Source organism: Burkholderia anthinoferrum, assembly GCF_002925705.1.
Taxonomy (GTDB): Bacteria; Pseudomonadota; Gammaproteobacteria; order Burkholderiales; family Burkholderiaceae; genus Burkholderia; species Burkholderia semiarida.
This window is the reverse complement of sequence record NZ_LFZP01000049.1, coordinates 130,229-145,583: the sequence shown is the minus strand read 5'-3', so window position 1 is coordinate 145,583 and position 15,355 is coordinate 130,229. Positions and strand designations below refer to the sequence as shown.

Sequence of the window (15,355 nt, the reverse complement as noted above, 5' to 3'; positions counted from 1 at the left end):
GCCGCGCGCGCCGGTCGCGCGCGGCACCCCGCATCACGCGACATCACGCCGCCCGCTGATGTTCCAGCCACGCCTGGAACATCAGCACCGTCCACAACTGATGCTGCCAGTTCATCCGGCCCGTCTGGTGCTGGCGCCACAGCCGCTCGACCGCCGCCGCATCGAAGAAGCCTTCCTCGCGCAAGCGCGACGGCCGCAGCAGCGCGTCGGCCCAGTCGCGCAGCGCGCCGCGCAGCCAGTGGTCGACCGGCGCGCAGAAGCCCTGCTTCGGCCGGTCGATCAGCGCGGCCGGCACGTAGCGGTCGAGCAGCCGGCGCAGCAGCGCCTTCGACTGCCCTTCCGGCAAGCGCACCGACGCCGGCACGCGCCACGCGAATTCGACGACGTGATGATCGAGGAACGGCATGCGCGTCTCGAGGCTCACGGCCATCGCCGCGCGATCGACCTTCGCGAGGATGTCGGTCGGCAGGTACGTGAGCGTGTCGATCGCCATCGCCTGCTCGGCGAAGCTCAGGTGCGCGGGCCACGCGGACACCGTGTCGAGCGGCGTCGGCGGCTCCTGCCCCGACAGCGCGATGCGCTCCGGATGATGCACCGACGACATCAGCAGCCGGTACAGCCCGATGCGGCTCTCGGCCGTCATCACATGGCCGAGCTTGTGCAGCCGATCGCCGATGCGCGACGACGATTCGCGCGCCTCCACGCCGCCCCACGCGCCCTGCGCGACGGCCGCGAGCTGGTCCGCATGATCGGGCCGCAACGCGTGCAGCGCGGCGGCGATCCGCGCGCGCACGGCGGCCGGCACGCGATGCAGCTTGCGCCACAGGCGCGGCGTCAGGAAATAGCGCGTGTAGCCGCCGAACAATTCGTCGCCGCCGTCGCCGGACAGGCTCACCTTCACGTGCCGGCGCGTCAGTTCGGAGACGAGAAAGGTCGGGATCTGCGACGCGTCGGAGAACGGCTCGTCGTAGATCGACGGCAGCTTCGGCACGACGCCGAGCGCATGGTCGGCCGTCACGTAAAGCTCGGTATGGCGCGTGCCGAGATGGCGCGCGACCGCCTTCGCGTAACCGGCCTCGTCGTAGCCGGCCTCGTGAAAGCCGATCGTAAACGTGTCGACCGGCGTCGCCGATTGCGCCTGCATCAACGCGACGATCGTCGACGAATCGATGCCGCCCGACAGGAACGCGCCGAGCGGCACGTCGGCTTCCATCTGCCGCGCGACGGCCTGGCGCAGGATCGTGTCGAGCTGGTCGACGGCTTCGTCGGCGCTGCCCTCGAACGGCTGCGCGCGGCCCGCCTCGATCGCCTGTTCGAGCGTCCAGTAGGTGCGCAGGCGCGGCGTGTCGCGCGCATGTTCGAACTGGATGTACGTACCGGGCGGCAGCTTGCGGATGCCGCGATAGATCGTGTAAGGCGCGGGCACGCTCGACTGGCGCAGGTACAGGCACAGCGCGTCGCGATCGATCGCGCCGTCGAAGCCCGGATAGCCGCGCAGCGCCTTCAGCTCGGACGCGAACACGAGCGCGTCGCCGATCCGCCCGTAGTAGAGCGGCTTTTCGCCGATCCGGTCGCGCGCGAGCGTCAGCACCCGCGACGCGCGGTTCCACAGCGCGAACGCGAACATGCCGGTCGCCCGGCGCAACGCGGCCTCGACGCCCCACGCGACGATCGCCGCGATCAGCACCTCGCTGTCGGAGTGGCCGCGCCACGCCGGTGCGCGCCCCGCGCGCTCGAGCTCGGCGCGCAGTTCGCGATGGTTGTAGATTTCGCCGTTGAAGACGAGAACGTAGCGGCCGCACGCGGAAGCCATGGGCTGCCGGCCGTGCACCGACAGGTCCACGATCGCGAGCCGCCGGTGGCCGAGCGCGATGCCGGCCTCCGGGTCGACCCAGATCCCCTGTCCGTCGGGCCCGCGGTGCGCAAGGCTCGCCGTCATTCGCGCGAGCGTGCCGCGCGCTGTCTCCTCATCGAAGGCGACGCTATTCAGAAAGCCGTCGATTCCGCACATTGATATGTCCGCCCCTGTTGACCTGTTCCGTCACGGACGGCACGACCTCGCGGCCGCCGTCGGGCGTGACGGTCGAGCCATATTACGAAGAAATAAATCAGCAATAATTCACCAGTGAATGTCGGCGGCATCCGGAAAAAAATGGACGTCAAGTGCCGCATGCGGATGGCCGCGCAACGGGGCCATATCGAATCGGATGAGTGGGCCGGCAAACGTGGCGGACAAAAAAGGGGGCCGCATGCCGATGCGACGCCGCCACGCCGTGTCATGCGGCGCCGGTCGCCCATTTCAGCAACTGCGCGACCTCGCGGAAATGCTGCGGCTGGATCGTGCCGTTCTCGGGCGTCGTCTCGTACAGCGCCTGCGCGAGCCCGACGTTCGCGAGCGTCGGGCGCAGCGCGTCGCGGGCCAACCGCACGATCCGCTCGGCCGCGTCGCCCTCGCCGCGCGCGAGCACCCACGGCAGCGAGCCCATCCCGCCGTAATAGAGCGCGACCGCGACGCGCGGCGAATAGACGACCACCGACGCATAGGCGATCCGGTCGGGCAGCGACGCGAACTGCACTTCGCGCGCGAGCTGGCGGCGCTTCGCCTGGATGTGCGGATCGCCTTCGTCCTCCTTGTGCTCGCGCCGCACTTCGTCGATCGACATCTTCATTTTCTGGTTGAATTCGTGCCGCTGGTGCACGATGTCGATCAGCGCCATCACGATATAGATCAGCGCGGCCCAGCCGAACAGCAGCATCAGCAGCTTCACGATCAGCGCGAGGATCGAGACCGGCCGCGTGAAGCCCGACTGCACGGACGGATCGAGCGACTCGACGATCAGCCAGCCGAGCGTCGCGACGAGCAGCGCCGTCTTCAGCAGCATCTTCGCGAGGTTGACGAGGTTGCGCAGCGACCACAGGTTCTTCATCCCCTCGGCCGGGTTGAGCCGCGACAGTTGCGGCACGAGGCGGCTCCACGCCATCACGCCGCCCACCTGCACGAAGCCCGCGAGCAGCCCCGCCAGCAGCCCGGCCGCGACGATCTGCGCGGACTGCGTGGCCCAGTCGCGCGCGGCGCCGTCGATCAGCACCGCGAGCCGCGCGGCGGGGTCGGCCGCGCCGACCGCGTCGAACACGAGCCGGAACAGCGCCTGCAAGCGCGCGAACAGCGAACCGATGCCCACCGCGAGCGCCACGCACACGCCGACGAAGAACGCCGACGACACCGTTTCCGCGCTCTTCGGCACGTCGCCTTTCTCGCGCGCCTCGCGCAGGCGCTTCGCGGTCGGCTTCTGGTCCTTTTCGGCCATCGCGGCTCCCGCGCGCTCAGCCGCCGCCGTGCGCGGCGAACAGCGCGCGCAGCAGCGCCACGAGCCCGCTGTCGGGGCTCAGCAGCGCGTGCAGCGACGCGTACACCACCGGCAGGAACAGGATCATCATCAGCATCGCGAGCGCGCTTTTCAGCGGCTGCGAGAACACGAAGACGTTGAGCTGCGGCACCGCGCGCCCGACCAGGCCGACGCCGAGCTCGACGAGCACCAGCACGATCGTGACCGGCGCGGCGAGCTTCACCATCCATTCGAAGATCGTGTCGGTCTGGCGCACGATGAAGGTCTGCAGCATCGACGAGAAATCGGGGCCGAGCGAGCCGATCGGCCACCATGCGTACGACTGCGCGAACAGTTGCACGAGCACCTGCAGCCCGCCCGCCGTGACGAACAGCGCGATCGCGACGAAATTCAGGAATCCCGAGGTCGGTCCGCCCTCGTGCCCGCCCATCGGGTCGAAGAACGCGGCGCTGCCGCTGCCGGTCTGGAAGTCGATCAGGTAGCCGACGCCCTGAATCGCGAACAGCACCGCGCTGAACGCGCCGGCGAGCAGCATGCCGACCATCGCCTCCTTCGCGACCAGCAGGCACCACATCAGGAACGGCAGCGCGGCCACCTGCGCGGCATCGATCGCCGGCGCGACGAACGCGGCGATCACGACCGCGATTCCGTTGCGCACGAGGCCCGTGATGATCTGCTCGTTGAATACCGGCACGACCAGCATGATCGGCAACAGGCGCGGCATCACGTAGAGCAGCGGCCGCAGCATGCCGGCGACGTCGTTGAAACCCGCGGCCTGGTCTAGCATCGGCGCTCCGCGACGGTGGGCGGGGCGGGATCGCCAGCCGCGTCAGGCACCTCGGGCACGTCGGACAGCACGGTTTCAGCGGCGATGTCGGCGCCCGCCTCCGTTTCGGTCATGGCCGCATCGAACGCGGCCGCGGCCGCCGGCGGCGTGGACGCATGACCGGCCGCGTCGCCCGCGCCGGCCACCCAGGTGCCGCCCGTCGCGAAGCGCCGCACCGCGTAGCCGTCCGCGACGTCGTCGGCGTCGCGCTCGACCCGCGCGGCGCGCGCGTGCTGCGCCTTCTCGCCGGCCTTCTCCAGCTTGTCCTCGGCGGCCTTCGCCTTGCGCGCGGCGCGCTGCAGGTCGGCGAGCGTCGCTTCGTGGCCGCGGTGCACGTGCGCGGCCTCGCTCACCGACGCGTTCGCGTTGCCGATATGCCGGTCGAACGTGCGCGTATCGGCCGCCGCGTCCTGCAATGCGCGCGCTTCGCGCACGTCGTCGGCCAGGCGCGTCTGGATCGCGGCCTTCGCGGCGACCTGCTGCGCGAGCTGCGCCTGCGCGGCCGCGAGCGCCCGCCGGCTCTGCGCGGCGATGCCTTGCTGGCGCGCGGCCGCGACGCGCGCGATCTGGCTGCGCATCTCGCGTACGCGCTTCAGGCGGGCGAGCGTCGCGAGCACGAGGCGGTCGTCGGCTTCAGACATGATCGTTCGCCAGCTTCGTCAGCTTCGCGAGCAGCGCGTCGAAACGCACGTCCTCGTCCGACGCCTGCGCGCAGAACGCGCCGATCGCGTCGCGCGCGCGCAGCGCGAGATCGCCAAGCCGATCGCTGCCTTCGCGGTACTCGCCGATCTGCACGAGCAGCTCGATTTCCTGATACTTCGCGATCAGCTCGCGCACGCGCGCGGCCGCATGCTGATGCGCGCGGCTCGCGACGAGCGGCATCACGCGCGACAGGCTCGCGAGCACGTCGATCGCCGGGTAGCGGTTCGCGAGCGCGATCTTGCGCGACAGCACGATATGGCCGTCGAGAATCGAGCGTACTTCCTCGGCGATCGGGTCCGATTCCTCGTCGCCTTCGACGAGCACCGTGTAGAGCGCGGTGATCGACCCGTGCGCCCCCTGCCCCGCGCGTTCGAGCAGGCGCGGCAATACCGCGAACGTCGACGGCGGGAAGCTGCGTCGCGTCGGCGGCTCGCCGCTCGCGAGGCCGACCTCGCGCTGCGCGCGTGCGAAGCGCGTCAGCGAATCGACCAGCAACAGCACGCGCTTGCCCGCATCGCGGAAGTGCTCGGCGATCGCAGTCGCGACCAGCGCGGATTTCACGCGCTCCATCGCGGGGCGGTCGGACGTCGACACGACGACGATCGAACGCGCGCGCACCTCGGGCGACAGGCTGTGCTCGATGAATTCGCGCACCTCGCGGCCGCGTTCGCCCACCAGCGCGATCACGTTCACGTCGGCCTGCGCGCCGCGCGCGATCATCCCGAGCAGCGTGCTCTTGCCGACGCCCGAAGGCGCGAAGATGCCCACGCGCTGCCCGACGCCGAGCGTCATCAGGCCGTCGATCACGCGCACGCCGGTCGCAAACGGCGTGTCGATCATCTTGCGCGCGAGCGGGTTCGGCGGGTCCTGCTGCGTCGAAACCCACGCGGCGCCCGTCACCGGCCCGCGATCGTCGAGCGGCCGGCCGAGCCCGTCGAGCACGCGGCCGAACAGCCCCTCGCCCACCGGAAACACATGCTCGCGCCCGGACGGCACGACGGTCGTCTCCGGCGACAGCCCGGCCACGTCGCCGAGCGGCGTGAGCAGCGTCGTCTGGCGCGAGAAGCCGACCACCTCGGCAAGCAGCGTCGGCTGGTTCGGCGTGCGCAATTCGCAGATCTCGCCGAGCCGCGCGCGGATGCCCGTCGCATTCAATATCTGCCCGACCGCATGATTGACGCGGCCCTGCACCGATACCGGCGAGAAGAACGCGAGCCCCGCGTCGAGCTCGCCGACGAGGCGGCCGCGATCGAACGGCGCGCCGTCGTCGTCGCCGAACGTTTGCCGATCGTCGAGCGGCGCGTTCATCGCGCGGCGCCCTTCAGCGCGTCGCGGCGGATCGCCTGGCGCAACGCGTCGATCTGCAGGTCGAGGCTCGCGTCGATGCGCCCGGAGGGCGTCTCGACCGTGCACGCGTGGCGTTCGAGCTGCGCGTCCTCGACGATGCGGATCTTCTGCCGGTTCGACTGCTCCGCGAACGCGCCGTCGAGCGCGTCGCGCATCTCGTCCGTGCGCCCGGGCGCGACGCGCACGATCAGGAACGCCTCGTCGCGCACGAGCGGCGCGATCCGCGCGAGCGCGGCCTCGTACAGCTTCTGCGTGCTCATCTCGCCGACGATCGCGCGCACGGCCTTCACGACGATCTCGGCCATCGCATCCTTGATCGTCTCCATCGTGCGCGTGGCCGCGAGCGCCTGCGTGTACGCCTGCGCGGCCTGCTCGCGCTGCGCGCGGCGCATGCCTTCGTCGTAGCCGGCCGCCTGGCGCTTGTCGAATTCGCGCTGTGCGTCGGCGACGATGCGCGCGGCCTCTTCATGCGCGGTCGCGATCACCGCGGACGCGTCGAGCAGCGCCGCGTATTCGCGCTCCTTGAGCACCTTGCGCTCCGACAGCAGCTGCAGGTTGTCGCTCGTGATCAGAAAAGCCAGTCCCATGACGCAAGCCTCTCGGGAATCAGAAACAGGAACATCAGTTCGCCGAATTGATCGCGCTGCGCGCGGTTCAGCCAGTACGGCGCTTCGTCGTCGATCGCACGGTTGAATTTCAGGCACACGCGCCGCGCGACCGCGTCGCCGGCCACGCCGATGAAATCCGCGAGCAAGCGCCCGCCGCGCGCGCGGATCACGACCGGCAGCGCGGCGGGATCGGCGCGCCACGGTTCGAGCGTTTCGGCGAGCGCGCCGAATTCCGGCGCGCGTTCGAGCGCGAGTTCGAGCGCATCGCCGCCGAGCCGCGCCGCCACTTCCGCGCGGATGCGCCGCCCGGCCAGCGCGTCGCGCAGCCACGCGCGATGCAGCAGCAGCCCCGCATACGCGGCCAGCTGCTCGAGCGCCGCGCCCGGCAGCAGCGCGAGCCGCGCGCACGGATTCGCCACGTCGAAGTCGTGCCGGTCGGCCACGCCGTTCAGCGCGAGCAGGTGCCGCGCCAGCAGCTTGCGGCCCGCCGCGCCGAACGCATCCGGCGAACGGTAGCGCGCGGGCCACTCGGCCGGCACGCGCGTCACGTGCAGATAGCGATCGGGCCGCAGGTTGAAGTCGCACACGAGCGCATGAAACGCGGCGGCACGCGCGGCAGGCGGCGGCGCAAGCGGGTGCAGCCACGGCAGCGGCGCCGCGTCGGATGCGGCCGCTTCGCCCGGCGGCAGCGCGCGCGGATCGCTCATGCGCCGTCGCGCGCGCCGTCCGGCGTACGCAGCCCGCCGCCCGCCTGCTGCGCGGCCGCCCCGCCGCCGTTCGCGCCGCGCGGCGCGCCGAGCAGGCCCGCAAGCCGCGCGCCGAACATCCCGCGCCGGGCGGCCGACAGCGCGATCACCGCGCAGGTCAGCAGGATCAGCGCGAACACGAGCCAGCCGAGCGGCGAGCGCAGCCGCAGGATGTCCGACACCGCGCCGCCGATCCCGTCCACGCGCGTCGCGCGCGCCGCGGCCGGCTGCAGGAACAGCGACACGTTGTCGTACTGCAGTCCTTCGATGCTGTGCGCGACCAGATCCTTGACCATCGGCGCCATCGCGCGCAGGTCGACGCCCGGCCGGTAGCGGATGTACACCGCCGCCGACGACGGCTTGATCTTGTCGGCGAGCGGATCGTTCTCCGGAATCACGACCTGCACGCGCGCGACCACCACGCCCTCGATGTCCTGCAGCGTGCGCGACAGGTCCTGCGACACGCCGTACAGGTAGCGCACGCGCTCCTCGGCCGGCGTCGACACGAGGCCCTGCTTCTGGAACAGCTCGCCGAGGCTCGCATAGCTCGGCTTCGGCAGCCCGTTCGCGTGCAGCACCGTGAGCGCCGCCTGCATGTCGCCGTCCGCGACGCTCACGAGCCACGCGTTGCGGTCCGACGTATCGCGCGCGTCGTTGTCCTTCGACGCGCTGATGCCCGCGTCGCCGAGCACCGCGATCATCTGGTTCGCGTCGCGCTCCGACAGGCCCGAGTACAGCTCCTTCTGGCACCCGGCCAACAGCACGAGCAGCCCCGCGAGCAGCGCGCGCGCCGCCCGGCTGCGCCACGCATGCGTGCGCGGCGTCGAATCGATCGTCGTCATCGTTTGTCCGCTTCAGGGTGCGTGAGGCCGTATCCTCCGGCCCGCACGCGCTTTCACTCCTGCGTCTTCAGCACCGTATGCGTGAAGCCGTTCGCCGCCTGCGCAACCGACAGGCTCAACTGGTATTCCGAAATCGTGGTGGTTGCCGTCCACTGGAAATCCATCGCCTTCACCATCGTCATCAGCGGATCGCTGCGGCTGTCCGCCATCGACGTCAGCATCTCGGTGCGATGCTTGTCGATGTTCGCGTACCGCGAATCGAGATCGTTGCCGTACGTGCGCAACCGCTCGACGAGCGACGACGGGTTCGCCTGCGCGGGCGTCATCCGCACGGCCGGCGCCGCATCCGCCGGCGCGCGCGACATCGCGACGCCCGACGAAGACGGCGCAGCGGCCGGCGACGCGCCCGGCTGCATCAGCGCATCGAACTGGCGCACCTGCGCCGGATCGGACGTCGCGCCCGTTTGCTGCGCGGCGCCCGCGAGCGCGGCTGCGCCCGGCGGCGCCGCGCCTACGCCTGTTACCGACATGATCGTGTCCTCCTTGACCGGCAGGGCCGGAAACGGGCCGGCCGGCACGCGCACACGCCATGCCGGGCGCCCGTCGTGGGCGGCTCCGGCACGCGGCGTCGCGCGGCCCGGCCGGCGACCGGCGTCACGCGCGGCCGGCGGAACTCAGGTGTTGCGCAACCTGGGCGTTCGCCGTCCCCTCCTGCGCGGTCACTGCGTTGCTGGTTTCGAACGTCGCAGTCGATTGCTGAACCTGGAAATTGATCTTCGTCAGTTCGAGCTGCGTCTTGGTCAGGTCGTCGGCCTGCTTCTGCACGTCGCCCGTGTTCGTCACACCACCTGCTGCCGAGGTACCCATGCTTCGCTCCTTTACGTGAACCACACTCCACATTCCGGCGGCGGCCCCATGCCCCGCCGGCGACGTGACGCGCCGCATGCATGCGGCGTGTCGCGTGATGCGCGCATCGCGAAACGCGCTGCGCCTGATTCGTCGCGACGCTAATGCGCCGCCTCCTTCGCCGATACCCCGACACCGGCCGCCGGCTCGCCGGGCAGCAGCGTCGGCCCTGGCACCGGCCGCGCGACGCCGGCCGCCGCGCCGCTCGCGAGCGGCGCCACGGGCGGCGCGCTCGCCTGCTCGGGCGCGCTCGCCGGCGCGCCGCCGAGCGGCATCGTGATGCGCTGGCCGTTGCGTGCGAACACCACTTCGTCCGGGCCGATCGACACGACCGTCGCGCCTTCCTTCATCCGCGCACCTTCGAAATAGCGGCTGCCGTCGACCGTCTCGATGTAGCGCTGGTCGCCGTCGCCGGCGAACACGGTCGTGATCTCCGGAATGCCCGCCGTGCCGCCGAGCGTCGTCGCCGTGCGCGGCGCGGCCGCGTCGGCATCGCGCACGTGATCGACCACCTCGAGCGCCGGGCGCGCATCCTTCATGTAGTTGCGGATGCGCGGCTCGATCTGCGCGCGCGCGGCCGCGCCCGTCAGCTCGATCCGGCCGCGGCCGAGATACGTGACCGTCAGCGCCGTGTCGCTGAAATAGGTCTGCGCGGTCGCGACCAGATCGCTGACCACGTAGATGTTGCCGAGCGCCGCGTTGTCGACGCCCGCGACGATCTGCGCGACGCGCTCGCGCGCGGCCGGGTCGCTCACGTAGCCCGACACGATCACGCCGTCGTCGCGCGGCGCGACCGCCAGCTCCGGATACGCGTGCAGCAGTTGCTGCAGCCGGTGCGTGCGCGCGAGCACCGATTCGTGCTGCCACGGCAGCCGGCCCGACCACGCGACGAAGCCGTAGCCGAGCGCGCCGAGCAGCACGCCGACCCACAGCGCGACCAGCGCGATCACGAGCCGCCGGCTGCCCAGCCGCCGCAGCCCGCCCGTGAGCCAGCCGAGCCACGCGGCCTCGCGCGCGGCGTCCGGCGCATCCGTTTCGTCGGGCACCGCGACGCTCGCCTGCGCATGCCGTGCGATGCCGAGCCGGATCGAGCCGACGGTCACGACGTCGTTCGGCGTCAGCGAGCGGCGGCCGGCGCCGAGCGGCTCGTCGTTGAACAGCACCGGCGCGCCGGTGTCGCCGCCGTGGTTCTGCACGGTCACCGCGAGCGCGCCGACCTGCAGGCACACCTGCTTCGCGCCGATCTCGCGATCGGGCAGGATCACTTCGCAGTCGGCCGCCGTGCCGACCCAGTTCGCGCCGCGCGCGAGCGACATCGTGCGGCCGTACATCGGCCCGCTCAGGAAGCACAGGTTCCACGGCGACGCGAGCGCGGCCGAACCGGCCCCCGCGCCGGCCGCGCCGCCGGGCAATGCGCCGTCGCCGTGCGGATCAATGATGCTCGTCGACATGCGTGACCACTCCTGCGGTCGTCGCCGCCGGCTGCGACGCCGCGCCCACGGGCGGCGGCAACGCGGGCGGACCGAACTTCGTGCCGGGCAGCGGCTTCGGCGTCAGCGGCACCGTGACGTCGTTGTCCGGCGGCCGATACATCGACATCCCCTCCGGGTTCGCCGGACCGTCGACGCCCGGGTTCACGGGCGAGCCGTCCGGCGCATACATCGACGCGTTCGTCACGACGCGCGGCGTCAGCAGGTAGAAGCGCTCCATGTGGTTGCCCGACTTGTCGGTGTACTTGAACAGGTTGCCGATCAGCGGAATGTCAGACAGCCAGGGCACGCCGCTCTTGTTCAGCCGCACCTCGTCGTCGTTGAAGCCGGCGATCAGGAGGCTCTTGCCTTCGTCGATCATCGTCTTGGTGACGATGTTGCGCTGCTGGATCACCGGCACGTTCGACACGGCCTGCCCCGGCACGATGTTGCCGTCCTGGATGTCGATCGACATCATCACGCTCTGGGGGCTGCCGGACACGGCCGCGGCGTTGCGGATCGCCTCGTCGACGATCATCGGCGTCACCTTGATGCTGGTGCCGGTCGTCACGCTGTACAGCGACGAATCCTGGTAGCCGGGCACCTGCACGTAGAACTGCGTGAGGTTTTCGAGGATCGCCTCGGTGTTGTCGAGCGCGAGCACCTTCGGCTTCGATCGCAGTTGGGCCTGACCCTTCTGCGCGAGCGCGTTCACGCGCGTGAGCAGGTAGTTGCGCAGCGACCCGCCGATCGACGCGGTCAGCGCGATGCCGGTCGGCATGAACGCGCCGGTCTGCCCGGTTTCCGACGTGCCGATGCCGAACGTCAGCGGCGGGTTGCCGACGCCGTTGTACTGCGTGTTGCCGTTCAGCGGGTTCTGGCCGTTGCCGATCTGCACGTCGCCGTGCGTCGTGTGCAGGCGCCAGTCGATCCCGAGGCTGTCGAGCGAATCCTCGTTGATGTCGATGATCGTCACGTTGATCTCGACGATGCGCGGCCGCTCGTCGAGCTGGCCGATCAGCGACTGGTAGCGATACATGTTCTCCGGCAGGTCGCGCACGATCACCGCGTTGATCGCCGGATCGGCGACGATCTGCGGCAGCGTGTCGCCGCCGCCGGTCGAGAACGGCGACAAGCCGCCGCCCATGCCGCCGTCCGTACCGCCATAACCGCTCTGCCGCGGGCCGCCGGAGATGTCGGGGAAGTCGAGCCGCGGCACCGCGATCGTCAGCCCCGAGCCAAGCTTCACCTGTCGCGCGGCCTGGCCGAGCGGCGTGCTCGCCGGCGCCGCGGCCGTGTCGCCGGTCTTGCCGAACAGCCGGCGCAGGATCGTCGCGACGCCCGGCACCGTCACTTCCTTGCCCGAGCGGTTGATCGTGAAGTCCGACGCCCAGCCGTATTTCAGCCGGAATGCGCGGATATCCGCATGCGCGCCGTTCGCCGACGGATCGCCGACCGAGCCGATCGCCTGCCGCACGAGTTCGACATAGCGGCGCGGGCCGGCCACGTACACGCTGTTCGAGCGGTCGTTGATCACCAGCGTGTAGCGCTTGTCCGGAATCTGCATCGCCTGCAGCGCACGGCCGATTTCGCCGGATGCGTTCGGCGGGATCGGGATCATCTGCGTCTGCGACTGGTCGGCCGGATCGACGTACAGGAACGAGCCGTCGTAGTACCACGTGAGCCCGTAGGTCGAGCAGATCGTGTCGAGCGTCTGCTGCGGCGTGCCGGAAAAGCGGCCGCTGATCACGCCGTCGACCTTCGGGTCGACCACCGCCGTCACGCCCTGCGACGACGCGAGCTCGCGGATGAAGTCGCCGATCTTCTTGCCGTTCGCGACGATCGTGAACGGCTTGTTGCGCCAGCGCAGGTCCGCCGCGCGCGCATGCTGCGCGGGCGCCATGCACAGCGACGCCGTGAGCAGCGCGGTCGCGCACACGGCAAGCGCGGCCCGTTGCAGGCTGCGCGGTTGAAACCGGATCGAGGCGACGCGTCGACGCATCAAAGGACTCCTGTTGAAGAAACGAACATGCGTTCCAGCGCCTGCTGCGCGAAGCGCAGCACTTCGCCGCCGAGCCAGCCCGACAGCAGCACGAGCGCGACCATCACGGCGATCAGCCGCACCGCGATGCCGATATTGGCGTCCTGCACCTGCGTGACGGCCTGCAGGATCGCGACGACGAGGCCTGTGACGGTCGCGATCAGCACGATCGGCAGCGACAGCAGCAGCACGAGCATCAGCGCCTGGCGCGTCAGGTCGAGGATCGTCGAGCTCGTCATTGCACGGCTCCCGGCGCGCGCACGTCGGCGCCCGCGCCGACCGTGCCGTCGTCCGGCGGGTTCTTCACCCAGCCGACCGTATGCAACTGCACGTCCTCCTCGACTTCCTGGTACGACAGCACCGCGAGGTCGGGCAGCACCGGCTGCAGGATCGTCTTCACGTAGCGGCGCGCGCCGAGCGCGACCATCACCGCGAGCCGCGCGGCGCCCGGCGCGTTGCCGTGGCCACTGTGGCCGCCGGGACCGGCCGCCTGCGCGGCCTGCACGATCGCGCGCACCTGTTCGCCGATGTCCTGCTTGACCGCGCTCGACAGCGCGAGGAAATTGCCCTGTTTCGTGCGCATCACCGCGCGCTCGATCCGCTCCTGCAGGTTCTGCTCGAACAGCACGACCCGCAGCTGGCGCGCCGTGCCCGCGTGACGATCGGTGATCATCCGGCGCAGATCGACGCGCACGAGTTCGACCAGCGCGATCACGTCGTCGGGCTCGTTCGGCGCCCACGTGATCAGGCTCTCGAAGATCACGCGCAGGTTGCGGATCGGCACCTGTTCGGCGAGCAGCCGGCGCAGCACCTCGGTCACGCGCTGCAACGGCACGAGCCGCGTCAGTTCGCCGACGAGCTCCGGATGATCGCGACGCACCAGATGCACGAGCGCCTGCGTCTCCTGGATGCCGAGCAATTCGTCCGCATGCTGGCGCACGATCTGCTCGACGTGCGCGGCCAGCGCGCTTTCGCTCGACAGCCACTTGCCGTCCGGCGCCGCGCCGTCGGGCTTGATCCACAGCGCGGTCGCGAACGGGCCGAACGCCTCGGCCGGCTGGCGCTCCGCACGCTCCGGCAGCGGCGCGACGCCGTCCCACAGCAGCCAGCCCGGCTTCAGCGCGCCGTGCGCGGCGAGCACGTCCTGCAGGTAGATCCGGTACGTGCCGGCCGGCGCGCCCTCGTCGTCGTTCAGCGTGATGCGCGGAAACACCGTGCCGATGTCCGCGTCGACGCGCGCCTTCACGCTCGACAGCGCCGCCTGCAGTTGCGCGAGGTTCAGGCCCGTACGCAGGTCGTCGGACAGCGACACCGCGATCAGCGACGTGACGCCGGCCGCGTGCGACACCTTCGCCGGCTGGCCGTCGTCGGCCGCGCCGACGCGCCCCGCGACATGAATCAGGTTGAAGCTCGGCGCGGACGTCTTGCGCTTCAACTGCGTGAACGCGAAGGCGCCGAGGCCGAGCGCGATCAGCGCGAACGACCATTTCGGAAAGCCGGGCACGACCAGAAAGCCGCTCAGCACGAACGCCGCGATCAGCAGCGCGCGCGGGTGCGCGCCCAGTTGCTCGCCGAGCTGTTCGCCGAGCTGGCGCTGCCGCGCATCGCGCGTCGCGACGCGCGTCGTCACGATGCCGGCCGCGATCGATACCAGCAGCGACGGAATCTGCGACGCCATCCCGTCGCCGACCGTCAGGATCGCGTAACGCTGCAGCGCCTCGCCGATGTCCATCCCGTGCATCAGCGTGCCGACCGCGATCCCCGCGACGATGTTGATGAACGCGATCACGAGGCCCGCGATCGCGTCGCCCTTCACGAACTTCATCGCGCCGTCCATCGCGCCGTGCATCTGCGATTCCTGCTCGAGCTTCTCGCGGCGCTCGCGCGCCTCGTCGGCGCTGATGATGCCCGCGCGCAAGTCCGCATCGATGCTCATCTGCTTGCCCGGCATCGCATCGAGCGAGAAGCGCGCGCCGACTTCGGCCACCCGCTCCGACCCTTTCGCGATCACGATGAACTGCACGACCGCGATCACGAGGAACACGACGCCGCCCACCACCACGTTGTTGCCGACCACCAGCCGCCCGAACGCGTCGATCACGTGGCCGGCGTTCGCATGCAGCAGGATCAGCTTGCACGACGCGATGTTCAGCGCGAGCCGGAACAGCGTCGTAAACAGCAGCAGCGCGGGAAACGACGAGAAGCTGACCGCCGACGGCACATAGGTCGACACCGTCAGCAGCACGACGCTCGCCGCGAGATTCAGCGAGATCATCCCGTCGAGCGCGGCCTGCGGCAGCGGCAGGATGAACAGCGCGACGACCGCGACGATGAAGGTCGCGAGAAACAGGTCGGCGCGCGGCGAGGCGCCTCCGAGGCGCCGTCCGGACACGCCGCGGCCGGCGGAAAACAACCGCTGCCAGTCGCGGGGGAGCGCCTTCGGTTCAGCCATCGTGCCGTTGTCCTGTCGTTATCGCCGGCTGGCACGGGCAACCCTTCCCGTGCTGCGCGGACCGTTGAA

General features: G+C 70.5%; 14 protein-coding genes. All 14 read right to left on the bottom strand.

Annotated elements, in window-relative coordinates; translation table 11 throughout:
• Window positions 1–43: 43 nt before the first annotated feature.
• Complete coding sequence (asnB, locus tag C5F75_RS19620) at window positions 44–2,011, bottom strand: asparagine synthase (glutamine-hydrolyzing) (RefSeq protein ID WP_059584721.1); 1,968 nt, start codon at window positions 2,009–2,011, stop codon at window positions 44–46.
• A 265-nt stretch (window positions 2,012–2,276) separates the two neighbouring features.
• Entirely contained in the window at window positions 2,277–3,308 is a 1,032-nt protein-coding gene (locus tag C5F75_RS19610) for an EscU/YscU/HrcU family type III secretion system export apparatus switch protein (protein WP_099317669.1), read from the bottom strand.
• Window positions 3,309–3,324: 16 nt separating this feature from the next.
• On the bottom strand, window positions 3,325–4,134 hold the full coding sequence (gene sctT, locus C5F75_RS19605; RefSeq protein ID WP_104012636.1) for a type III secretion system export apparatus subunit SctT: 810 nt from the start codon (window positions 4,132–4,134) through the stop codon (window positions 3,325–3,327).
• Complete coding sequence (locus C5F75_RS19600; RefSeq protein WP_104012635.1) at window positions 4,128–4,814, bottom strand: hypothetical protein; 687 nt, start codon at window positions 4,812–4,814, stop codon at window positions 4,128–4,130. Before C5F75_RS19600 ends, sctT begins: the two co-directional genes overlap by 7 nt.
• Window positions 4,807–6,183: a type III secretion system ATPase SctN gene (gene sctN, locus C5F75_RS19595; protein WP_059584714.1), complete on the bottom strand. Its 1,377-nt coding sequence runs from the start codon at window positions 6,181–6,183 to the stop codon at window positions 4,807–4,809. Before sctN ends, C5F75_RS19600 begins: the two co-directional genes overlap by 8 nt.
• Complete coding sequence (gene sctL / locus C5F75_RS19590; RefSeq protein ID WP_059584712.1) at window positions 6,180–6,809, bottom strand: type III secretion system stator protein SctL; 630 nt, start codon at window positions 6,807–6,809, stop codon at window positions 6,180–6,182. Before sctL ends, sctN begins: the two co-directional genes overlap by 4 nt.
• Window positions 6,791–7,537, bottom strand: a complete 747-nt coding sequence (locus C5F75_RS19585) for a SctK family type III secretion system sorting platform protein (RefSeq protein WP_104012634.1) — start codon at window positions 7,535–7,537, stop codon at window positions 6,791–6,793. Before C5F75_RS19585 ends, sctL begins: the two co-directional genes overlap by 19 nt.
• Window positions 7,534–8,418: a type III secretion system inner membrane ring lipoprotein SctJ gene (gene sctJ / locus C5F75_RS19580; protein ID WP_059584709.1), complete on the bottom strand. Its 885-nt coding sequence runs from the start codon at window positions 8,416–8,418 to the stop codon at window positions 7,534–7,536. The genes C5F75_RS19585 and sctJ overlap by 4 nt, the downstream gene beginning before the upstream one ends.
• Before the next feature lie 53 nt (window positions 8,419–8,471).
• Window positions 8,472–8,948 carry a hypothetical protein gene (locus C5F75_RS19575; RefSeq protein ID WP_059585108.1) on the bottom strand — a complete coding sequence of 159 codons (477 nt, stop codon included), beginning with the start codon at window positions 8,946–8,948 and terminating at the stop codon, window positions 8,472–8,474.
• 124 nt (window positions 8,949–9,072) lie between these two features.
• Window positions 9,073–9,285, bottom strand: coding sequence for a hypothetical protein (locus C5F75_RS19570; protein ID WP_006480857.1), 213 nt, complete (start codon window positions 9,283–9,285; stop codon window positions 9,073–9,075).
• Window positions 9,286–9,425: 140 nt separating this feature from the next.
• A complete protein-coding gene (sctD, locus tag C5F75_RS19565; RefSeq protein WP_059639767.1) occupies window positions 9,426–10,775 on the bottom strand; it encodes a type III secretion system inner membrane ring subunit SctD in 1,350 nt (449 codons plus the stop codon).
• On the bottom strand, window positions 10,756–12,795 hold the full coding sequence (gene sctC / locus C5F75_RS19560) for a type III secretion system outer membrane ring subunit SctC (RefSeq protein ID WP_104012633.1): 2,040 nt from the start codon (window positions 12,793–12,795) through the stop codon (window positions 10,756–10,758). The genes sctD and sctC overlap by 20 nt, the downstream gene beginning before the upstream one ends.
• Window positions 12,795–13,073, bottom strand: a complete 279-nt coding sequence (gene sctS, locus C5F75_RS19555; protein ID WP_006480854.1) for a type III secretion system export apparatus subunit SctS — start codon at window positions 13,071–13,073, stop codon at window positions 12,795–12,797. The genes sctC and sctS overlap by 1 nt, the downstream gene beginning before the upstream one ends.
• Window positions 13,070–15,286, bottom strand: a complete 2,217-nt coding sequence (gene sctV / locus C5F75_RS19550; protein ID WP_104012632.1) for a type III secretion system export apparatus subunit SctV — start codon at window positions 15,284–15,286, stop codon at window positions 13,070–13,072. Before sctV ends, sctS begins: the two co-directional genes overlap by 4 nt.
• Window positions 15,287–15,355 lie beyond the last annotated feature (69 nt).